The 18,027-nt window shown below is 49.6% G+C and carries 11 protein-coding genes and 1 tRNA gene; 10 read left to right on the top strand and 2 right to left on the bottom strand.

The features are described from left to right. Positions 1-22: 22 nt before the first annotated feature. Positions 23-1,051, bottom strand: coding sequence for a hypothetical protein (locus VF675_RS08950; RefSeq protein ID WP_440205114.1), 1,029 nt, complete (start codon positions 1,049-1,051; stop codon positions 23-25). Between the two features lie 25 nt (positions 1,052-1,076). Continuing rightward, on the bottom strand, positions 1,077-2,114 hold the full coding sequence (gene queA, locus VF675_RS08945; protein WP_440205113.1) for a tRNA preQ1(34) S-adenosylmethionine ribosyltransferase-isomerase QueA: 1,038 nt from the start codon (positions 2,112-2,114) through the stop codon (positions 1,077-1,079). A 177-nt stretch (positions 2,115-2,291) separates the two neighbouring features. Between queA and VF675_RS08940 the strand changes: the two genes are divergently transcribed. From VF675_RS08940 to VF675_RS08895, 10 genes are all read left to right on the top strand, one after another. Further along, a tRNA-Leu gene (locus VF675_RS08940) sits at positions 2,292-2,378 on the top strand. 161 nt (positions 2,379-2,539) lie between these two features. Next, positions 2,540-3,961, top strand: a complete 1,422-nt coding sequence (locus tag VF675_RS08935) for a tyrosine-type recombinase/integrase (RefSeq protein WP_440205112.1) — start codon at positions 2,540-2,542, stop codon at positions 3,959-3,961. A gap of 122 nt (positions 3,962-4,083) precedes the next feature. Further along, positions 4,084-4,293 carry a transcriptional regulator gene (locus VF675_RS08930; protein WP_171338985.1) on the top strand — a complete coding sequence of 70 codons (210 nt, stop codon included), beginning with the start codon at positions 4,084-4,086 and terminating at the stop codon, positions 4,291-4,293. Between the two features lie 228 nt (positions 4,294-4,521). After that, positions 4,522-4,752, top strand: a complete 231-nt coding sequence (locus tag VF675_RS08925) for a hypothetical protein (protein ID WP_114237816.1) — start codon at positions 4,522-4,524, stop codon at positions 4,750-4,752. A 134-nt stretch (positions 4,753-4,886) separates the two neighbouring features. Next, on the top strand, positions 4,887-6,074 hold the full coding sequence (locus VF675_RS08920; protein ID WP_167846292.1) for a hypothetical protein: 1,188 nt from the start codon (positions 4,887-4,889) through the stop codon (positions 6,072-6,074). A gap of 739 nt (positions 6,075-6,813) precedes the next feature. After that, positions 6,814-7,287, top strand: a complete 474-nt coding sequence (locus tag VF675_RS08915; protein ID WP_440205111.1) for a hypothetical protein — start codon at positions 6,814-6,816, stop codon at positions 7,285-7,287. Positions 7,288-7,559: 272 nt separating this feature from the next. Further along, positions 7,560-7,766 carry a methylation-associated defense system helix-turn-helix domain-containing protein MAD1 gene (mads1, locus tag VF675_RS08910; protein ID WP_440205110.1) on the top strand — a complete coding sequence of 69 codons (207 nt, stop codon included), beginning with the start codon at positions 7,560-7,562 and terminating at the stop codon, positions 7,764-7,766. Then, complete coding sequence (locus VF675_RS08905) at positions 7,763-10,702, top strand: SNF2-related protein (protein ID WP_440205109.1); 2,940 nt, start codon at positions 7,763-7,765, stop codon at positions 10,700-10,702. The genes mads1 and VF675_RS08905 overlap by 4 nt, the downstream gene beginning before the upstream one ends. Next, positions 10,699-13,869, top strand: coding sequence for a site-specific DNA-methyltransferase (locus tag VF675_RS08900; protein ID WP_440205108.1), 3,171 nt, complete (start codon positions 10,699-10,701; stop codon positions 13,867-13,869). The genes VF675_RS08905 and VF675_RS08900 overlap by 4 nt, the downstream gene beginning before the upstream one ends. Then, positions 13,869-17,276 carry a DEAD/DEAH box helicase family protein gene (locus tag VF675_RS08895; RefSeq protein WP_440205107.1) on the top strand — a complete coding sequence of 1,136 codons (3,408 nt, stop codon included), beginning with the start codon at positions 13,869-13,871 and terminating at the stop codon, positions 17,274-17,276. Before VF675_RS08900 ends, VF675_RS08895 begins: the two co-directional genes overlap by 1 nt. Positions 17,277-18,027: the final 751 nt, after the last annotated feature.

Here is an 18,027-nt window from a genome sequence, read left to right as displayed (position 1 = left end):
GTTTTGCCCCAAGACGATTTTCTTAGTCCAGAAAATCAACCAAATCTGTCTGTAATTGTTCTAAATAAGGTAATTTAAAAGTGCGTAAGTGTCCACGCAATGCGGAAATATCTTGAATATTTTTTGCTTTACTGGAAATTTCAAACAGGTTGCGATTGCCTAAAAAACAGAGCGTGTTCCGCTCAGGGTGAAATAACAAATCACCTTGCTGATGCTGAAAAAAATCATCCAGTTTTAACACCATTGCAGGGCTGAGGGTGCGCGCCAGTTGAATTGCATCACTACCAAAAAAGTTGAGTTTTTGATTCAGGCGAATGTCACTGGTATGCCACGGCACATGATAAGGAGCACCAAAAGTTTTATTATTTGAGGTAACGGCTAAACCTTGTAGCTGCACATCAAAGACAAATACGCCCGATAAATGCCGCACCACTTCACGCACTTTATAGTCATTGCCATTTTGATCTTTAATGCGGGTTTCACTGACATAGCGATATTCAAAGACCAAAACCTGATGTTGCTTGCCTTGTTGATCTTGCCAAACAGTACTGGCGTAACGGCGAATTTCATTGGACAGATTCCCCAAATTAAACAAGGGAAACAGACTTTTTAAATGAGCAATCAAATAAACGGGTTGTAGGGTTCGGGCAAGATGTTGCGGTGGTTGCTGCCATGCCAGTTGATAGCGCTGTGCAATGCTTTCTTGTTCTAAAAAAGTGATGACTTCTTCAATGGGGTCGTCTTGTTCATAGGTAATAAATGCCCAGAAGATACAGCCTAACCCAATCAGCAAGCAGAATTGCAGCCAAATATTACTCGGTTGAATCATGAGCAATAAACAGAACAACACACCTATAATGCCAAGCAGGACAGGCAAAACATTTTCAAACTTGAGGGTGATGTCATCTTGCCAAGGGTGTAAGCCATCTAAAATATCTTGATGGCTTTGTGCTTTTTTTCCAATATCCCATAACCGCGCGATATTACGAAATACCCGTTGATTCTTCTTGCGTCGAATATGAATGGAGTGTTGCACGGTATCGAGCGGCATGGCGGTTTCTTTTACAGTTTGAAAATTAAGTCTGAGCTTGATCAATCAGCATGGCATCGCCATAGCTAAAGAAACGATAGCGTTCCGCCACAGCATGTTGATAAGCCTGCATGACATTTTCACGGCTTGAAAGCGCAGATACCAACATTAATAAGGTGGATTCAGGCAAGTGGAAATTGGTAATCAAACGATCCACCACTTTAAACTGATAACCTGGGTAAATAAAAATTTGCGTATCACCCGACCAAGCCGCAAGTTCGCCTGAATGGGCTTGAGCTGCACTTTCCACGGCACGGGTGGCAGTTGTGCCCACTGAAATAACTTTGTTGCCTCGTGCTTTGGTTTCACGAATCAGCGCTACGGCAGCTTCAGAAACTTCACACCATTCACTGTGCATGATGTGATTGGCAATATCATCGGTACGTACAGGCAGGAATGTACCTGCGCCCACGTGCAAGGTCACAAAGGTTTTTTGAATGCCTTTATCTGCTAGCTGTTGCAGTAAGGCTTCATCAAAGTGCAAGCTGGCAGTGGGTGCGGCAACACTAGCGAGTTTTGTTGGGTCGTTAAATACGGTTTGATAACGCTCGGTATCAATCGCTTCTGCTTCGCGGTTAAAGTAGGGTGGAATCGGCAACTGACCGTAGGCATCCAATACGTCTAAAATAGGCTGCGAAAACTCGACAATAAAAAAGTTTTCATGGCGACCTTGTACGGTCACTTTTACAGCATCAGGCCCAATAAACAGTTCTGCACCTGCTTTTGGTGAGTTGCTGGCTTTAATATGGCAATGGGCAATAAATTGATCTTGCAGACGTTCTACCAAGACTTCCACTGCACCGCCTGTGGCACGTTTACCTTTAAGACGCGCTTTCATGACTTTGGTATCGTTAAGTACCAGTAAATCGCCCGCTTCGAGTAAATTCAGTAAGTCGGTAAATTGATGGTCATGATACTGACCTTGAGCATCAAGATGCAGCAGACGAGAGGCGCTACGACTTGCTAGTGGGTAACGAGCAATGAGTTCATCGGGGAGATTAAAATTAAAGTCAGAAAGCTGCATGATAAAAACAAGTTAGAACACTGGGAAAACTGCGCCTAGTATATGCTTTTTTAGGTTTTATGGATGAAATTGGTCGATTATAAATCAAAAAAATGACAGCTGATTTAATTTTAAACAATTGCAAAAAACTTGCGTTGACAAGCTGTCAAAAAAGTTTATTATACCCATCAACACCTACCCGAGGTGGTGAAATTGGTAGACGCGGCGGACTCAAAATCCGCTGTCAGAGATGACGTGTCGGTTCGAGTCCGACCCTCGGGACCACAGATATATAATTATATGCAAACTCATCGCATATAAGCTTCGAAAGCCCTGATAATTCAGGGCTTTGTTGTATCTACATGCCAACATATACCTATACACATCCAAAAGTTTTAAAGATACGATTAAAGATATAGGACATCTTTTAATTTTATATCTTTATCATGGCAAAAATCGTCAAACCTCTTACCGATACCAAGTGCTCTGCGGCGAAACCAAAAACGAACGCTCAAGGTAAATCTGTGTCTAATAAATTGTCAGATGGTCATGGTCTATACCTTATTGTAAGACCCACTGGCACCAAAACTTGGCAATTTATCTACGGTAGAAAAAAATACCTGAATTCGAAAGGCAAGCCGACTGATGGTGTGATTACGATTGGCAACTATTCTAAAGCGGGTGTAAAGGGAGTGATTATTTCTCTAGAGGAAGCTCGTGCCCGTAGAACAATGTATTTAGCTCAGATCGCAAATGACATTGACCCTATTGATTATATAAAACTCGAAGAAGAAAAATTGAAGGATAGATTCGACTTTGAATCGGTGACAAGAGCTTGGCATGTAGCTTATGCCCAGTCATCAGGTGCGCAAGAATCTACAATCGCTAAGTCGCTTAGAAACTTTGAAATGTACGTCTTTCCAATTATTGGTGAGAAATTAATTGATTCGATTAAGCCACGTGACCTCAGCCATGTTCTTGAGCATATCGAGACTACAGGTTTTGGTGAGGTTTACGATAAGGTCAAACGCAGATTATCAGCTATTTTTGCTTATGCGGTTAGTAAAGGTTATATCCCTGAGAGTCCCGCCGTGCATTTGAAAGGCGGTTTGACGAAGAAGAAAGAGGAAAAACATTATCCTAAGTTGCCTTTAGATCGGTTGCCTGAGTTTTTTTCACGGCTGAAGAATGATACGGGCGTTCCTTTAACTAAGTTATACACCGAGTTTGCGCTCCATACTTTTGCACGATCAAGTGAAATGATGTTCGCACGTTGGAACGAGTTTGACTTCGATAAAAGCATTTGGACGATACCCGCAGTACGCACACCCGTTAAAGGGTGCCCAAGTTCGCATCGTGGTGCAAAGATGCGCAAAGAGCATGTCGTACCTTTGTCACGTCAGGTAAAAGACATCCTCATGGAGGTGAGACAATATAGCGGTATGGGACAGCATGTATTTCCTGCAAATCATGACTTAAACAAGTTCATTAGTGAAAACACTGTAAATAAGACTTTAACTCGCATGAAATACGACACCAAGACTGAGGTGTGTTTGCATGGCTTTAGAGGTATGGCACGTGGTGCATTGGCTTTGAGTGGGTTGTTTGATCGAGATGCGATTGAACGTCAAATGAGTCACAAGGGTGAAAACGAAGTCGAATGGGCATACATGCACCACGTTGAATATTTAGAAGAGCGTAAAATTCTCATGCAATGGTGGAGCGATTACTTGGATGAAAACAAGACAAAGTATGTTTCACCACAGGAGTTTAGAGACCGATTATTGTCCGATGCACGTAACGGTATCCAAAGCTTTAAATACGGTAAGCTCATCAAGTTTCAAATGGCAATGTTGAACGCAAGTTGATCAAAAAAGTTCGAATGATTTAAAAATAATCATTCGAACGTCTTTTCTCAGAGAGAGTAAGTCACGGCTAACTATAATGTAGGTATAGACGTTTTCATCTGTAATTTAAGGAATGAATTAGCATGGATACGATTCAACCTCTGCGCCTTTCGATGAATAAAGTGTGTGGTATGCTTGATGTGACGAGAGAAGGATTGCGGAAATTGATGTTAAATGACCCAGACTTCCCAAGAGCGTTAAAAAGCGGTCCATCGAGGCAGGCGGCCGTATATTTTGATTATCAAGACCTAATCAAATGGCACGAAAATCAAAAGAAACAACATTATAGCTAAATTACAGCTAATGTTATAAATGTGAAAGCAAAAAGGTTATACAGCTCTACGGAGTTGCAGAAGCCAAGCGACCAAACAGCAAACGACTAAACATTCAACTTCAAAGCACTCACGAACAAACTTCAAAGCACTCACGAACAACTTCAAAGCACTCACGAACAAACTTCAAAGCAAATTAATGGTTTGCCTACGAGATAGGCGTTCTTAAAATTCTTGAAGGAAGGCTAAATGAAGCTTCTAAATCAATGGCATGCAGCCGAATTAATTGCACAGCACCTTAATGGTGAAGTCCGTAGTTGGTATGGATACCTGACACGTAATATTAGGAATTGGCATAAACAACATGGCTACAAGATCACGGTCCATGTTGAAAATGGAAAGCTTGCTTACAGTCGTGAGGCATTGCTTGAGTTCGTACGTGTCATGAAGACTCCCTCAAGGCAGAAAGTGCCGCAATAGGCTATTCACCCCGAATAGTATCAATAGCATTCGGGAGTAAAAATTACTCCCACTTAAACATTTAAAGTTAAATACAAACTTCTCATCGGGCTAAAACTTGGCGAGAAGTTTGCCATTCAATACGTGAAATTAGCATGATTAACTACAATGAGAGCCTGAATCAATCTACTGGCTGTGATTTTGATTTGGACAAAATGTTCGAAAGAGAATTTGAACGCGAGTTGGAGAGTGAGTTCGAATGGACGTTGTATCAACGTCTAATCGACATGAGATGTAAGCCCAAAAAAACATTAACGATTTCAACACAAACTCCAACAGCCCAAATGAATGAGACATTAGATGAATTACAGTCAAGAGTGATGGAGCATGTTGCGGAGTCTCAAAGGTTCGAAGATGAAATTTATAGTGACATCAATACCGAAGCTTATTTGAGAGCTAAACCACATGCGGTAGTTGATTGGCTCGATTTGAAATTTGTTGTAGATCCATCAAAATGTAAATTCTATGGTAAGCCAGATGCTCGTAGCTATATCAAGGCATACTTAACTAAGCATACGGGCATTCGTCATTACATCCGGGCAGACAGTGAGGTTGTCCAAGATGGAGCAAGCTTTACTATTAGACTGCATGATGTAAAGAATCGAAAAGCCCTACGCAAAATTACTGATCTCTTGAGAGAGCAATACGGTTGCAAGGTTGAAGAAATGACTGTGGAAGCCATTGAATTAGCATTTGACTTTTATAATGCACCTAGTTCTGCTTTCCTTGTCGCGCTACATAAATCTTTAAAATACCCTAAAGCATGTAGCCGAAAGAGGATCTATAAGACTAAGGGGACGACTAGGGATATTCCTGAGTCAGTACATGAGCTTGTTCAGTTGATTGAAGATGGATTCAATATCGCATCGGGAGATCACCGCTTCGATGAGCTTTGTACGAGAGCGTACCTCAAGCGAACCGATATGAATGGGAAGTCACTCCCTGTAGATCAGCATCGGTTGAGATTAGAGATGACTTTCAGAAAGACTTTCTTTGAGCGAAAAAATTTGGATTGTAGTCTGTTTAACTTGCCGAGTCTTATCACTCATGGATTCAAACAGATGGAGTTTACTCGACTGAATAAGGGAGCTTTGGAAGACGAGAAAGAACAATATCGCAAATGTGTGAAAGCCTATGGTCAGGAACTGTTACTAGCGCCTAGTCGTAGTCGCCGTAAACGAGACCTGCACGATGCAATTAAGATGAATGGTCCACTGAATGAGATCAAGCGATTGCAAGCTAAAGCGCTGGCTGAACGATTCAGAATGCACAAATTTCGGTGATTTTTTTGACTAACCCAATTCAGTGCAAACCCATACTGTATGCGGTTTTACGCTGAATTCAAACTAGTGCGTTGCCCTAATAACATTAGGTATCAGTATTAAGTATCAAAGTAATAAGAAAAAAGCCAAAATTTTGGTGTGAATCCAACTTTTCCTGTTCAGCTTCACATGCCACGTATTCCAAGATCAATGTTGGTATCACTTCGATTTACCACTTGCGCCGCAGTGGTAAATCTCTGTCATACCTAAATTCACTATCACAGTCGAAGTCCTAGGAAAATCTCCAAATGCGGTATGTGTTGCGTTCATCGACCAAGAGTCTGGAGCAATGTTCTTATACTTTGAAATTCGTTGAAAAGGGTAGTGATTAAATCTTTTGGGGGCGGTCTGCTTGACCTAGAGCGGGAGTGAAATTTGGATTAATTCTCGTAAAACACTATAAGCCTTCTCGCTTCAAAACTTTATCAAGATTTAATGTGAAATTAACGCGATTTGGGGCGTTTTTGATGTGGGGTGGGAAAAAGTATATCGGGATGGGTAAGGCGCGCTTACAGCGCAAATGGTGAGCTTCTAGAATGATGTTTTTGTCGGTAATAGCGGTTATTTTGAATGTGAGCGAAGTGACTTGATAAGTTTAATTGTAAGTCACCTGTGACTTTGTTTAAGTTTTTGTTTTGTAATATTAATTTTTTGTTTATGAACTTTTTGCTAACCTCTTTTTTTTGGAAAGGTGTGGCTGGTGAAAGATACTAAATATGCTAATAGGTTTGGTGTCGATATTGCGGAGTTAGCATTCAAATTGTTGTGCATGATTGATGTTGATCAATATATCGAGCAAGACAAAGACTTTAAACGAGGAGACTTAGAGCTAGTTGCGGAAATAACAGCCATTGAGTATGCCAAAGTTGTGGGTATAGACGATGTTTCGTTAGCGGCACAACATTTACACAATGCCGCACAAGAGCTACTAGACGCCCATGTGTGGGTTGAAAATGACCTTACAACAGGAAAAGGCTTTATCAAGTTCATTGGAAGTTATAATTTTTATGATGAGGATGAAAAGAGCCTAGTTCAAATTCGATTGTCAGAGTCAGGGCAAAGTTGGTTAAGTTTCAATAAGGATTGGTTTTATGGCCAATATATCGAGCTAGCATCAGCAAGACTTATCTATACAACTCCGATCATCAACAATCTATTCGGTGATTGTGACTAATAGTCTTTGGATTTTCTAAAGATTTTACCTAAGATAAGACCCAAACTGCACATTTTGAGCTTTGGGTCATGTCGTCCTTTTATCGTATATGTCGACCTTTTCAGCTGTAAACACAGAGTTTCCACTATAAAGCCATTAAGATTATTGAATAAACAGCTAATTAAGCTACCTCTCAGCGCGAGGCTAACGATTTTCAGAATATAGCTATGGCATCGTTGTGGGGTTGAAAAATTTGAACTAGACTGGACAATATTGACAATTTGAGCATCTAAATGACCCAAAACGCATCTAGTGAAAGCGTTCTGACTCTGGCTGAAGTAGCTGCCTATTTAAAGGTCACAGAACGGACCATCTATCGGTTGGCTGGTGCAAAAAAGATTCCTGCCTTCAAGGTTGGGGGGAGCTGGCGTTTCCGTAAAACCGACATTGACGACTGGATCAATTCTCAGTCGTTAGATACGGAAGGGCTAAACAGTTGATCACTGCCTACCACGCCAAGTATTACGCCCACGAGCTAACTCGGCGACACGCTGCCGATGGCGTAGATCGCCTCTCCCAATCGCTGTTCGATGCCAGCGTCGATCTGAACCCGCACCAGATCGAGGCGGCGCTGTTCGCACTTCGCAACCCGTTGCAGGAAGGCGTGCTGCTGGCCGATGAGGTGGGCCTGGGCAAAACCATCGAAGCTGCGCTGGTGGTGTGCCAGTACTGGGCCGAGCGCCGTCGTCGGCTGCTGGTCATATGCCCGGCCAGTCTGCGTAAGCAATGGGCGCAGGAGCTGCACGACAAGTTCGCCGTGCCCACAACCGTGGTGGATGCCGTTTCTCTGCGCAAGCAGTCCGCTGGCGACATGCTAGCTACCCTGCAACGGCAGGTTGGCAAGGCGGTAGTAATCATGTCCTACCAGTTTGCCGCCAAGCTGGAGGCCGAACTGCGTGCCGTGCCTTGGGATGTGGTGGTCATCGACGAAGCGCATAAACTGCGTAATGCGCACCGTGCCAGCAACCGCACTGGGCAGGCGCTCAAACGTGCACTGCAAGGCCGCAAGAAGCTGCTGCTCACCGCCACGCCGTTGCAGAACTCGCTGATGGAGCTATACGGCCTGTCAACGCTAATCGACGAGCACCTTTTCGGCGATGAAGCTGCCTTCCGCAAGCAGTTCATGAACAGCGGGTCGGGGCTTGGCGAACTGCGTGAGCGTCTTGCCAGCTTCGCCAAACGCACACTGCGCCGTGACGTGCTGGAGTACATCAAGTACACCGAGCGCAAGGCTCTCACCCAGCCGTTCAACCCCACCGATGACGAGCAGGCGCTGTACGAGCGCATCTCGGCCTTTCTGCAAAAGGAAGACTCCTACGCCCTGCCCAAGCAGCAGCGCCACCTCACAGCACTGATCTTGCGCAAGCTGCTGGCCTCCAGTTCGCACGCCGTTGCTGCCACCTTGGTCACCATCCGCGAGCGTCTGCAGGGCTTGCTCACGGCAGACACAGCGCAAGACGACGGCAGCCAGCTGGTCGAGCGGCTCATTGCCGAGGACGACCTAGAGCAGGACTGCCTGGAAGAAGAAGTCAGCGAGGCAGAAGCCAACATTCAAATGAGCGCCGAAGGCCCGGCGCCCGCACCAGCCGAAGCAGGTAAGCCGGGCGCTGCAAAAGATGCCCATGCCGTCCGCGCCGCCATCACCGCCGAGATCGCGGAGCTGACTGCGTTTGTCGATGCCGCCCAAGCCCTGAAAACTGACACCAAGGCACAGGCGTTACTCAAGGCACTCAACCTGGGCTTCGGCAAGATGGCCGAATTGGGTGCCCCACGAAAGACCATCATCTTCACCGAGTCAAAGCGCACTCAGGAATACCTGCATCGATTTCTTTCCGAGAACGGCTACGCAGGCAAGCTGGTGCTGTTCAACGGAACTAACAATCATGAGGATTCCACTGCCATCTATCAGTGTTGGTTGGAAGAGTACAAGGGAACAGACCGAATTACTGGCTCGCCTCAGGTTGATCGTCGCACTGCCTTGATTGATCATTTTCGGAAGGGCGACGGCACCGGCGCTGAGATTATGATCGCGACTGAAGCTGCAGCTGAAGGTGTGAACCTGCAGTTCTGTGCACTCATAATTAACTATGACCTGCCGTGGAATCCACAGCGCGTCGAGCAGCGAATTGGCCGTTGTCACCGCTACGGTCAGCGCTTCGATGTGGTGGTCATCAACTTCCTCAACACCCGTAACCAGGCCGACCAGCGCGTGCTGGAACTGCTCACCGAGAAATTCAACCTGTTCTCGGGTGTGTTTGGCGCAAGCGATGAAGTGCTGGGCCGCATCGAGGGTGGCCTCGATTTTGAGAAACGCATCCTCCAGATCTACGACACCTGCCGTCAACCCGAGCAGATCGAAGCCGCCTTCAATGTTCTCCAAACGGAGCTGGAAGAAGTCATTGCCGACCGGATCAAAGATACCCAGTCACAGCTGCTAGAGAATTTCGATGAGGATGTCCACGACCGGCTCAAGCTGCGTCTTCAGGACGCCGAAGCACGTCTCGACAAGCTGGGGCGCTGGTTCTGGGGTGTCACTCGCTATGCGCTCAATGACCGTGCACGATTCGACGAGCAGTCCTACGCGTTCTCATTGAGCACGCCGCCAACTGGTATAGCCACTGGCCGTTACCAGCTCATTCGTGGTGCGGCGCAGCCGGACATGCTGGCGCACTCCTACCGCCTCAGCCACCCGTTGGGGGAGTGGAGCATTGATACCAGCCTGAGTGCGGCAACGCCCGTCGCCACTTTGAAGCTCGACTACAGCAAACACGGCGCACGAGTCTCCGTCATCGAGAGACTGCGCGGTATGTCTGGCTGGCTGACGCTAGCCCGGCTGGAAGTCACCGCCTTCGAAACCACCGAGGCGCTGCTGTTCTCAGGTCTCACTGACGATGGTCAGGTGTTGGATCAGGAAGCCTGCGAAAAGCTGATGGCCATTCCGGCAGCAGGCAAACCCACTCCTTTGAGCACCACTGTGCCCGAGGCACTGCTGGCCAACAGCCAGCACGCAGTCGCTGCGACCATTGCTCATGTGCTGGAAGATAACCAGCGCCTGTTCAATGAGGAACGTGAAAAGCTGGAACGCTGGGCAGACGACAAGCTTTTGGCTGCAGAGGAAGCACTGAGGAATACCAAAGCACGCATCGTACAGTTGAAGCGCGACGCTCGCAAGGCCGCCACCTTGCAGGAGCAAGACGGTATCCAGCGTGAACTATCGGAACTAGAGCGCAAGCAACGCCGTCTGCGTCAGGAAATTTTCGCCGTTGAAGATGAGATCATTGCAAAGCGCGATGAATTAATTGTCTCGCTCCAGCAACGTCTGCAAGAAAAAACCAGTAATGAGACTCTTTTCAGCATTCGCTGGCAGGTCACTTGAAACGTAAATCCTTTGAAAAATCAGAAATCCAGAGATCAGTGAAACCCATGATAACAAAGCAGAATCGCAAATTCGAAGAGCTCGTCACCAAGCTGCGCGAGATCTTCCAGATTGACCGTCCTGAACTGGACTTCGGCATCTACCGCATCCTCAACGCGCGTGCCGGCGAGATCAACGATTATCTGCAAAACCGGCTGGCCGAGAAGGTGCAAGCCGCGCTCAGCCAAGGTGGCGCTGCACAGCAGGAGCAGGTGGCGCGCGAACTGAAGGACAAGGAGGCGCAATACCAGGCAGACGGCATCGATCCGGCCACGGTCCCGAAAGTGCAGGAGCTGCGCCAGAAACTAGCCCAGTACAGCACCGGTGCCAGTGAACACGAAAATGCCGTGTTCTCGCACTTGCTCGCCTTCTTCTCCCGCTACTACGAGCAAGGCGACTTCATCAGCCAGCGCCGCTACAAGGGCGACACCTACGCCATTCCCTATGCGGGCGAGGAGGTGATGCTGCACTGGGCCAACAAGGACCAGTACTACACCAAGAGCGGCGAGAACTTCAGCAACTACAGCTTCAAGCTCGAAGACGGTCGCACAGTGCATTTCCGCCTTACTGCCGCCGATACCGCCAAGGACAACCGCAAGGACAACGACAAGGAACGCTGCTTTGCTCTGGTGGCTGCAAAGACCGTTACCCGCGTGGATGAAAACGGTGACGAGTACGAGGAAGAGCTGGTGCCAGTGGAGGAAGTGCAAACCGCTGACGGTAGCAAGGAACTGTTCATCCGCTTCGAGTACGCCGCCCAGCCCAAAGGCACTAAGCAGGAGGCGCTGGTCAAAGCCGCTGTTGAGACTGTGCTTGACGATGCGGCCGTGAAGGCCCGCTGGCTGGCCCTGGGCAACCGCGCGCCCACCGAGAAGACCCCCCAGCGCACCCTGCTGGAAAAACACCTGAGTGATTACACCACCAAGAACACGGCGGACTACTTCATCCACAAGGACCTAGGCGGTTTCCTGCGCCGTGAGTTGGACTTCTATATCAAGAACGAAGTCATGCATCTGGATGATGTGCAGAACGCGGGCGCGTTCGCGGACATCGAAAAGAACCTGCGCATGATCCAGTGCCTACGCAGCATCGCGCTGGAGCTGATTACTTTCCTGGCGCAGTTGGAGGATTTCCAGAAGAAACTGTGGCTGAAGAAGAAGTTCGTTGTCTCCAGCCACTACTGCATCACGCTGGATCGGGTGCCGGAAGAGCTGTGGCCGGAAGTAGTAGCCAATGAGCAACAATGGGCGCAGTGGAAACAGCTGGGCGTGTGGGATGGCGATGCGCCGGGGGCGGTGGAGGACTTGAAGGCTGCGCAGTATCGGATGGTGGATACGGCACTATTCAATGACGACTTTAAGCATCGCCTTTTGGCAAATATCGACGATATCGAAACAGGCCTCGGCGGCGTCGTCATAAATGGGGATAACTTCCAGGCGCTCAATTTAGCGAAGTATCGTTACCGGGCAAGCATAGATTTCACCTATATTGATCCACCCTACAACACTGTCCATTCGAAGATCGCGTACAAGAACCAGTTCGAGCACTCAAGCTGGTTGGCTTTGATTTCCAACACGTTGCCATTCACTCGCGATCTTTTCGGAGAAGTTTATTCGTTTGGATTCGCCATTGACGATTACGAATATAACAATGCCTTTCACTGTTTAAAGGGGCATTTTACTGAATGCGATGTCTCGACCATCGTGATCAATCACCATCCACAAGGATCGGGTGGAAGGCTGTCACGGACGCACGAATACTACATCGTCGCCTCTCCAAAAGATGCTCCGCAATACCTTGGTTTTCCGAAAGAGGACGAGACCGAGGACAGGCAGTTCATGCGGAGTGGAACGGCTGACAACAACTACCGCGCGCCGCGTGGCGGGGGAGTTGGTCGTTGGCGTAGCTTCTACGCTCTTCTCGTTGATCCATCTACCAAGAAGGTTGTAGGAGCAGAGCCGCCGCCGCCACTTGGAACCGATTATCCAACCGGGCCAACGGCGGAAGGATTACAAAGAATCTATCCAATCAATACCACGGGTGAGGAGCGCGTTTGGCGGTCATCCTACGAAACCGGCAAGGTACGTGCAGCAAACGGCGAGTTGATCGTTACTGACCGTGGCGCTGTGAAACAGCTGATCGATCATCAGGACAAGCGGGAGACACTATTCAGTAATTGGATCGGTGCAGACTTCAATGCAGGCACTAATGGCACTAACGTCTTGGATAGTCTCGGGCTCGGTGGAATTTTTGATTACCCGAAGTCAGTCAAAACCCTTGAGCAATCATTTTGGATGCAGTCATTCGGAAAGGCAGACTTTACTGTTCTCGATTACTTCGCAGGCTCAGGAACAACTGCACATGCAACAATTTCTCTAAATCGCCAGGACAACGCATCGCGCAAGTACGTTCTAGTCGAGCAAGGTGAGTATTTCGAGACCGTTCTGAAGCCAAGAATTCAGAAAGTCGTCTTTTCAGCTGATTGGGCTGGCGGCAAACCGACTTCCTCAGAGGCAGGCATTTCGCATTGCTTCAAAGCAATCAAACTCGAAAGCTACGAAGACACCCTGAACAACCTGCAACTGCGCCGTACGTCCGCGCAGGGCGATCTGCTGAACACCCTGCCGCAGCAGGCCAAGGACGACTACCTGCTCAACTACCTGCTAGACGTGGAAAGCCGTGGCTCGTTGCTGTCGGTGGAAGACTTCAAGAAGCCCTTCGACTACACCCTCAACGTGGCCGTGGATTCGGCGGGCGCGTTCGAGCCGCGCAAGATCGATCTGGTCGAGACCTTCAATTTCCTGATCGGCCTGCGGGTAAAGCACATCGACGCCCAGCCGCAGCGCGGCTTCGTCACCGTCACTGGAACCCTGCCCAGCAATGAGACCTGCCTCGTGCTGTGGCGCGATTGCGATGTTCTGGACTACGAAGGCATCAGCAAGCTCTGCGACAAGCTGTCCATCAACCCGGCGGACAACGAGTTTGACGTGGTCTACATCAACGGCGACCACAACATTCCCACCGTACTGACGCAGACGGCCGAGGAAGGCGGTGCCACCCGCGTGCTCAAGCTGCGCCAGATCGAGCCGGAGTTTCTGGAGCGCATGTTCTCCGTGGAGGACATCTGATGGCACGCACAGCAAAACCAAAATCAAAAAAACGCAGCTTCCATCAGGAATTGGTGCTCAACCGCTGGGTGCTGGGTTTCTTTCAGGGCGGCACGCTGGCGGCGCTCAAGATGCGCCTGAGCGATGACCGCTTCGAAGGCATCGACGAGGATGGTCAGACCAAGTTCTTCCACGAACTGATCCGAGGTTTGTTCGATCCCAACAAGGTGCCCGAGGCCGACCTGCGGCGCTACGACTTAAACATCGTCGCCCATTGGCAGGCCATCACCGCCCAGCGCAACAAGCTGGAAGGCCACGAACTGCAGATGAAGTACTTCCAGTACCTCTCGCTGCTGTTCACCGAGCTGTATCTGGACTGGCACTTCAACCACCGTCAGGACTTGCTCGATGGCCTGAACGAAGAGATGGTTCGCTATCGTGCCGAGAACGGCGCGGAACCGTTCCGTGACTTCGAAGCGGACGACCTGAACAAGGTCGCCTTCTGGAACGCCACAGGCAGCGGCAAGACCCTACTGCTGCACGTCAACATCCGTCAGTACCTGCACTACTTCCAGGCGGGGCGCAGCGATTACTTTCCCGACAAGATCATCCTGCTCACGCCAAACGAGGGGTTGTCACGCCAGCACTTGGAGGAGCTACACCTGTCTGGCTTCGGGTTCTCGCAGTTCTTCAACAAGGCCCAGTCACCCGCGCGCGGCACCATCGAGATCATCGACATCAACAAGCTGGGCGAGGAGATGGGCGACAAGACCGTCGCCGTGGATGCCTTTGAGGGCAACAACCTGGTGCTAGTGGACGAAGGTCACCGTGGTACGGGCACTGCGGCGGGCGCGTGGATGTCGCGGCGCGATGCGCTGGTGCGAGGCGGTTTTGCCTTCGAGTACTCGGCCACCTTCGGGCAGGCAGTGGCCAAGGGGATGACCGTTGAAAAGGCGGAAGAAGAAAGCCTCAAGTCCAAATGGAAGCTGGCTTACCCTGGGCAGCGCTTCAACCTTACCTCCGCCAAGGCGGATACAGCCCTTACCCTGACCGCTGAAGATAAGCGCCGCGCGCGCATCACCGCGACGCGCGAGATTTACGCCAAGTGCATCCTGTTCGATTACTCTTACAAGTTCTTCTATGAGGACGGCTATGGCAAAGAGTCGCTGATCCTCAACATGAATGGCGAGGCCTACGGGCAGGCGGACAACGCGCGCAAGTACTTCACGGCCTGTCTGCTTTCCTATTACCAGCAGCTGTGGCTGTGGAGCACTCACCGCTCGGCACTTGCCGACTTTAACATCGAAAAGCCGCTGTGGGTGTTTGTAGGCCACTCGGTAACTGGTTCAGATGATAAGAAGAAGCAGAAGCTTACCGAAGATGATTTGGCCAGTCTCTCCGACGTGTTGGCAGTTGTTCAGTTTCTTGCTTGGTTCCTGAACAACGAGGCTCAGATCAAGAGCTGGCTGGCCGACTTGATTGCGGACAAGGCGCAGATTTTGGACGCCAAGGGCAACAATATCTTCAGCGGGCGTTTTACGCCCCTGATGGGCTTCGGCGGTCGCGTGGATGATCTATACGCTGACATCCTGCTGCGCGTGTTCAATGCCTCGGCCCGCCAGCGCTTGAAGTTGGTCAACATCAAGAGCAGCAAGGGTGAGCTGGCATTGCGCGTGGGCGATGCAGAGCCCTTCGGCCTCATCAACATCGGCGACGATGCGGGCTTCTTCAGGATGGCAGAGGACGTGGAGGCCTTCGACAGCGAACGCGACGACTTCGGCGGTGCACTGTTCGGCACGCTGAACAACAAGGACAGCAACCTCAACGTGCTGATCGGCTCGCGCAAGTTCACGGAAGGCTGGAGCAGTTGGCGCGTGTCCACGATGGGCCTGCTGAACATGGGGCAGGGCGAAGGCTCGCAAATCATTCAATTGTTTGGCCGTGGGGTACGCCTCAAAGGCAAGGGTTTCTCGCTCAAGCGCACGCTGCCGCACGAGCGGCCTAAGGGCACGCATCTGGACAAGCTGGAGGCACTGAACATCTTCGGCGTGCGCGCCAGCTACATGGCCGCGTTCAAAGACTACCTGCGCGAGGAAGGCATCACGCCTAGTGACGAAGTGCTGGAGCTGGACTTCCCAACGCGGGCCAACCTGCCCAAAGGCAAACTCAAGACCTTGGCGCTGAAGGATGGCTACAAGGACAACCAGAAACTTGGGTTCAAGCGCACGCACTTTCCGTGGCTGTACGAAATACCCGCGCAGTTCCAGGGTAAGATCAAGCCCCCCCATGTGGTACTCGACCTGTATCCGCGTGTCGAAGCGCTGTCCAGCAAGGACAAGGGCGCAACCCCCACGACGGCGGAAGCCCGCAACAAGGGCAAGCTGAATCAGACGCTGTTCCCGGCTTTCAATTGGGATCGCATCTACCTGGCGTTGCAGGATTACAAGTTGCAGCGCAGCTGGAGCAACCTGCGGCTGGAACGGCAGAAGCTGATCGACTTCTGCGCGGGCGCGCAGGATTGGTACACGCTGTTCATTCCGGCAGCGGAGCTGAACGTGACGACCTTCGCCGACATCCGCAAGCAGGAAGACATCCTACTTCGACTGCTGACGGACTACACCGACCGCTTCTACAAGGCCCTGAAGACAGGCTACGAAGGCCAGTTCTACGACATCACCTACATCGACGAAGATCACGGGTCGATGCTCAAGCTGTACCAGTTCGAGATCGAGAACAGCGACGACGGTCTGGAGTATCTGGCTAAGCTGGAAATGCTGAAAAAGCTGGTGGCGGACGGCAAGATCGGCGAGGCCAGCAAATGGAACGCACCACACATGGTGGCCATCAGCTTCGACCGGCATCTGTTTTACCCCTTGTTTAGCTTCGAGCAGAATGAGGACAAAGATATTGTCCCCTTGAAGCTAAAGCCTTTGGGCCTAGGCGCGCCAAGTGAAGTGACGTTTGTCCGCGATCTGGAAGCATTCTACAACTCGCCTGACGGTAAGGATGCCATTGGCCAGCGCAGCCTGTACCTGCTGCGCAATGCAGATCGAGAGGGGAAAGGTTTGGGCTTCGCCTTGGCTGGTAATTTCTATCCGGATTTTCTGCTGTGGTTGGTGGACGATATCAGCGGCAAGCAGTGGCTGACCTTTGTCGATCCGAAGGGGCTGCTCAATCTCGATCTGTCGCATCCCAAGCTGGGCCTCTACAAGGAAGTGAAGACGCTGGAATCGATGCTGGCATCGCAGGCCAAGGCGGGAGAAGCGCCGCTGGTCTTGAATGCCTTTGTGCTGTCACCGACGAAATTCGCCGACCTGCTCAACGTCAGCGACACAACAAAGAAGGCTGATCTGGAAAGCCGCAATGTTCTGTTCATGGAGGATGGCCCAAGTACATACCTGAAAAAACTGTTTGTAGGTCTAGTTTAGAGAAGTGGGAGAAAGTCGAGGGTGAGTGAAGCTGCTTTAGCCGCTTCTCTTGCCATTTTGAATATGGTTTTGGGGCTGCTGTCGGGCAGCAGAGCCATGACGATATAGATATATATGTACTTTGCATGGTCTTTGCGAGGCTTAGTGGTGGCCATTTTTCTTCTGAGATGCAAGTAGCCCCCAGAGCCCTGCCACTAGTCTCTTTATGGCGTAAGCCGCAATCCCAAGCCGACCAAATAGATCAAGTGCAAGTGCACAGTGGGAGTTGCGCTCGGTCTAGGTGAACCAACTTGTGGAAGGCGACACTAACAGTAGGCACACTAGAAACATATTAATGCTAAAGGTGAGATTGTTTATGGTAAGGATATTCAACGGTAGAAAAGCTTGATTGTTGATAATTTGATCACTTGAGTTGTTGGCTCTTTTGTTGATAGTTTAGTCATCCAAAATCAGATTTTAGCTTTATGGTACCTTCGGGAATAAAGATACGAGTGCAGATACATCAGGGTGATTTGATTTTAAATTGGCTTATAAATCAATTGATAATGTCTAGAATATGGTTCTGACCCTCGGACCATATAAAGGAAAAGCCCTCAAGCATATTAAGACTTGGGGGCTTTTTTATTGTCTGTATATTAATGGGTTGTGCCATTTTTTAGCTCCAGTCTTAATGATTCCATTAGCCACAATTCAGGTGGCCACTTTGGAAAATGAGTACCCAAATGAGTACCTGATTTTTCATTGGTACTCA

The organism is Acinetobacter sp. Lyrl_1 (genome assembly GCF_051948795.1).
Lineage (GTDB): Bacteria > Pseudomonadota > Gammaproteobacteria > Pseudomonadales > Moraxellaceae > Acinetobacter > Acinetobacter towneri.
This window is presented reverse-complemented; position numbering and strand designations above follow the sequence as displayed.

Bases quoted from the DNA above. Each gene is read 5' to 3' on its own strand.
- VF675_RS08950 (WP_440205114.1), bottom strand. From the start codon at position 1,051: ATGCCGCTCGATACCGTGCAACACTCCATTCATATTCGACGCAAGAAG.
- queA (WP_440205113.1), bottom strand. From the start codon at position 2,114: ATGCAGCTTTCTGACTTTAATTTTAATCTCCCCGATGAACTCATTGCT.
- VF675_RS08935 (WP_440205112.1), top strand. From the start codon at position 2,540: ATGGCAAAAATCGTCAAACCTCTTACCGATACCAAGTGCTCTGCGGCG.
- VF675_RS08930 (WP_171338985.1), top strand. From the start codon at position 4,084: ATGGATACGATTCAACCTCTGCGCCTTTCGATGAATAAAGTGTGTGGT.
- VF675_RS08925 (WP_114237816.1), top strand. From the start codon at position 4,522: ATGAAGCTTCTAAATCAATGGCATGCAGCCGAATTAATTGCACAGCAC.
- VF675_RS08920 (WP_167846292.1), top strand. From the start codon at position 4,887: ATGATTAACTACAATGAGAGCCTGAATCAATCTACTGGCTGTGATTTT.
- mads1 (WP_440205110.1), top strand. From the start codon at position 7,560: ATGACCCAAAACGCATCTAGTGAAAGCGTTCTGACTCTGGCTGAAGTA.
- VF675_RS08895 (WP_440205107.1), top strand. From the start codon at position 13,869: ATGGCACGCACAGCAAAACCAAAATCAAAAAAACGCAGCTTCCATCAG.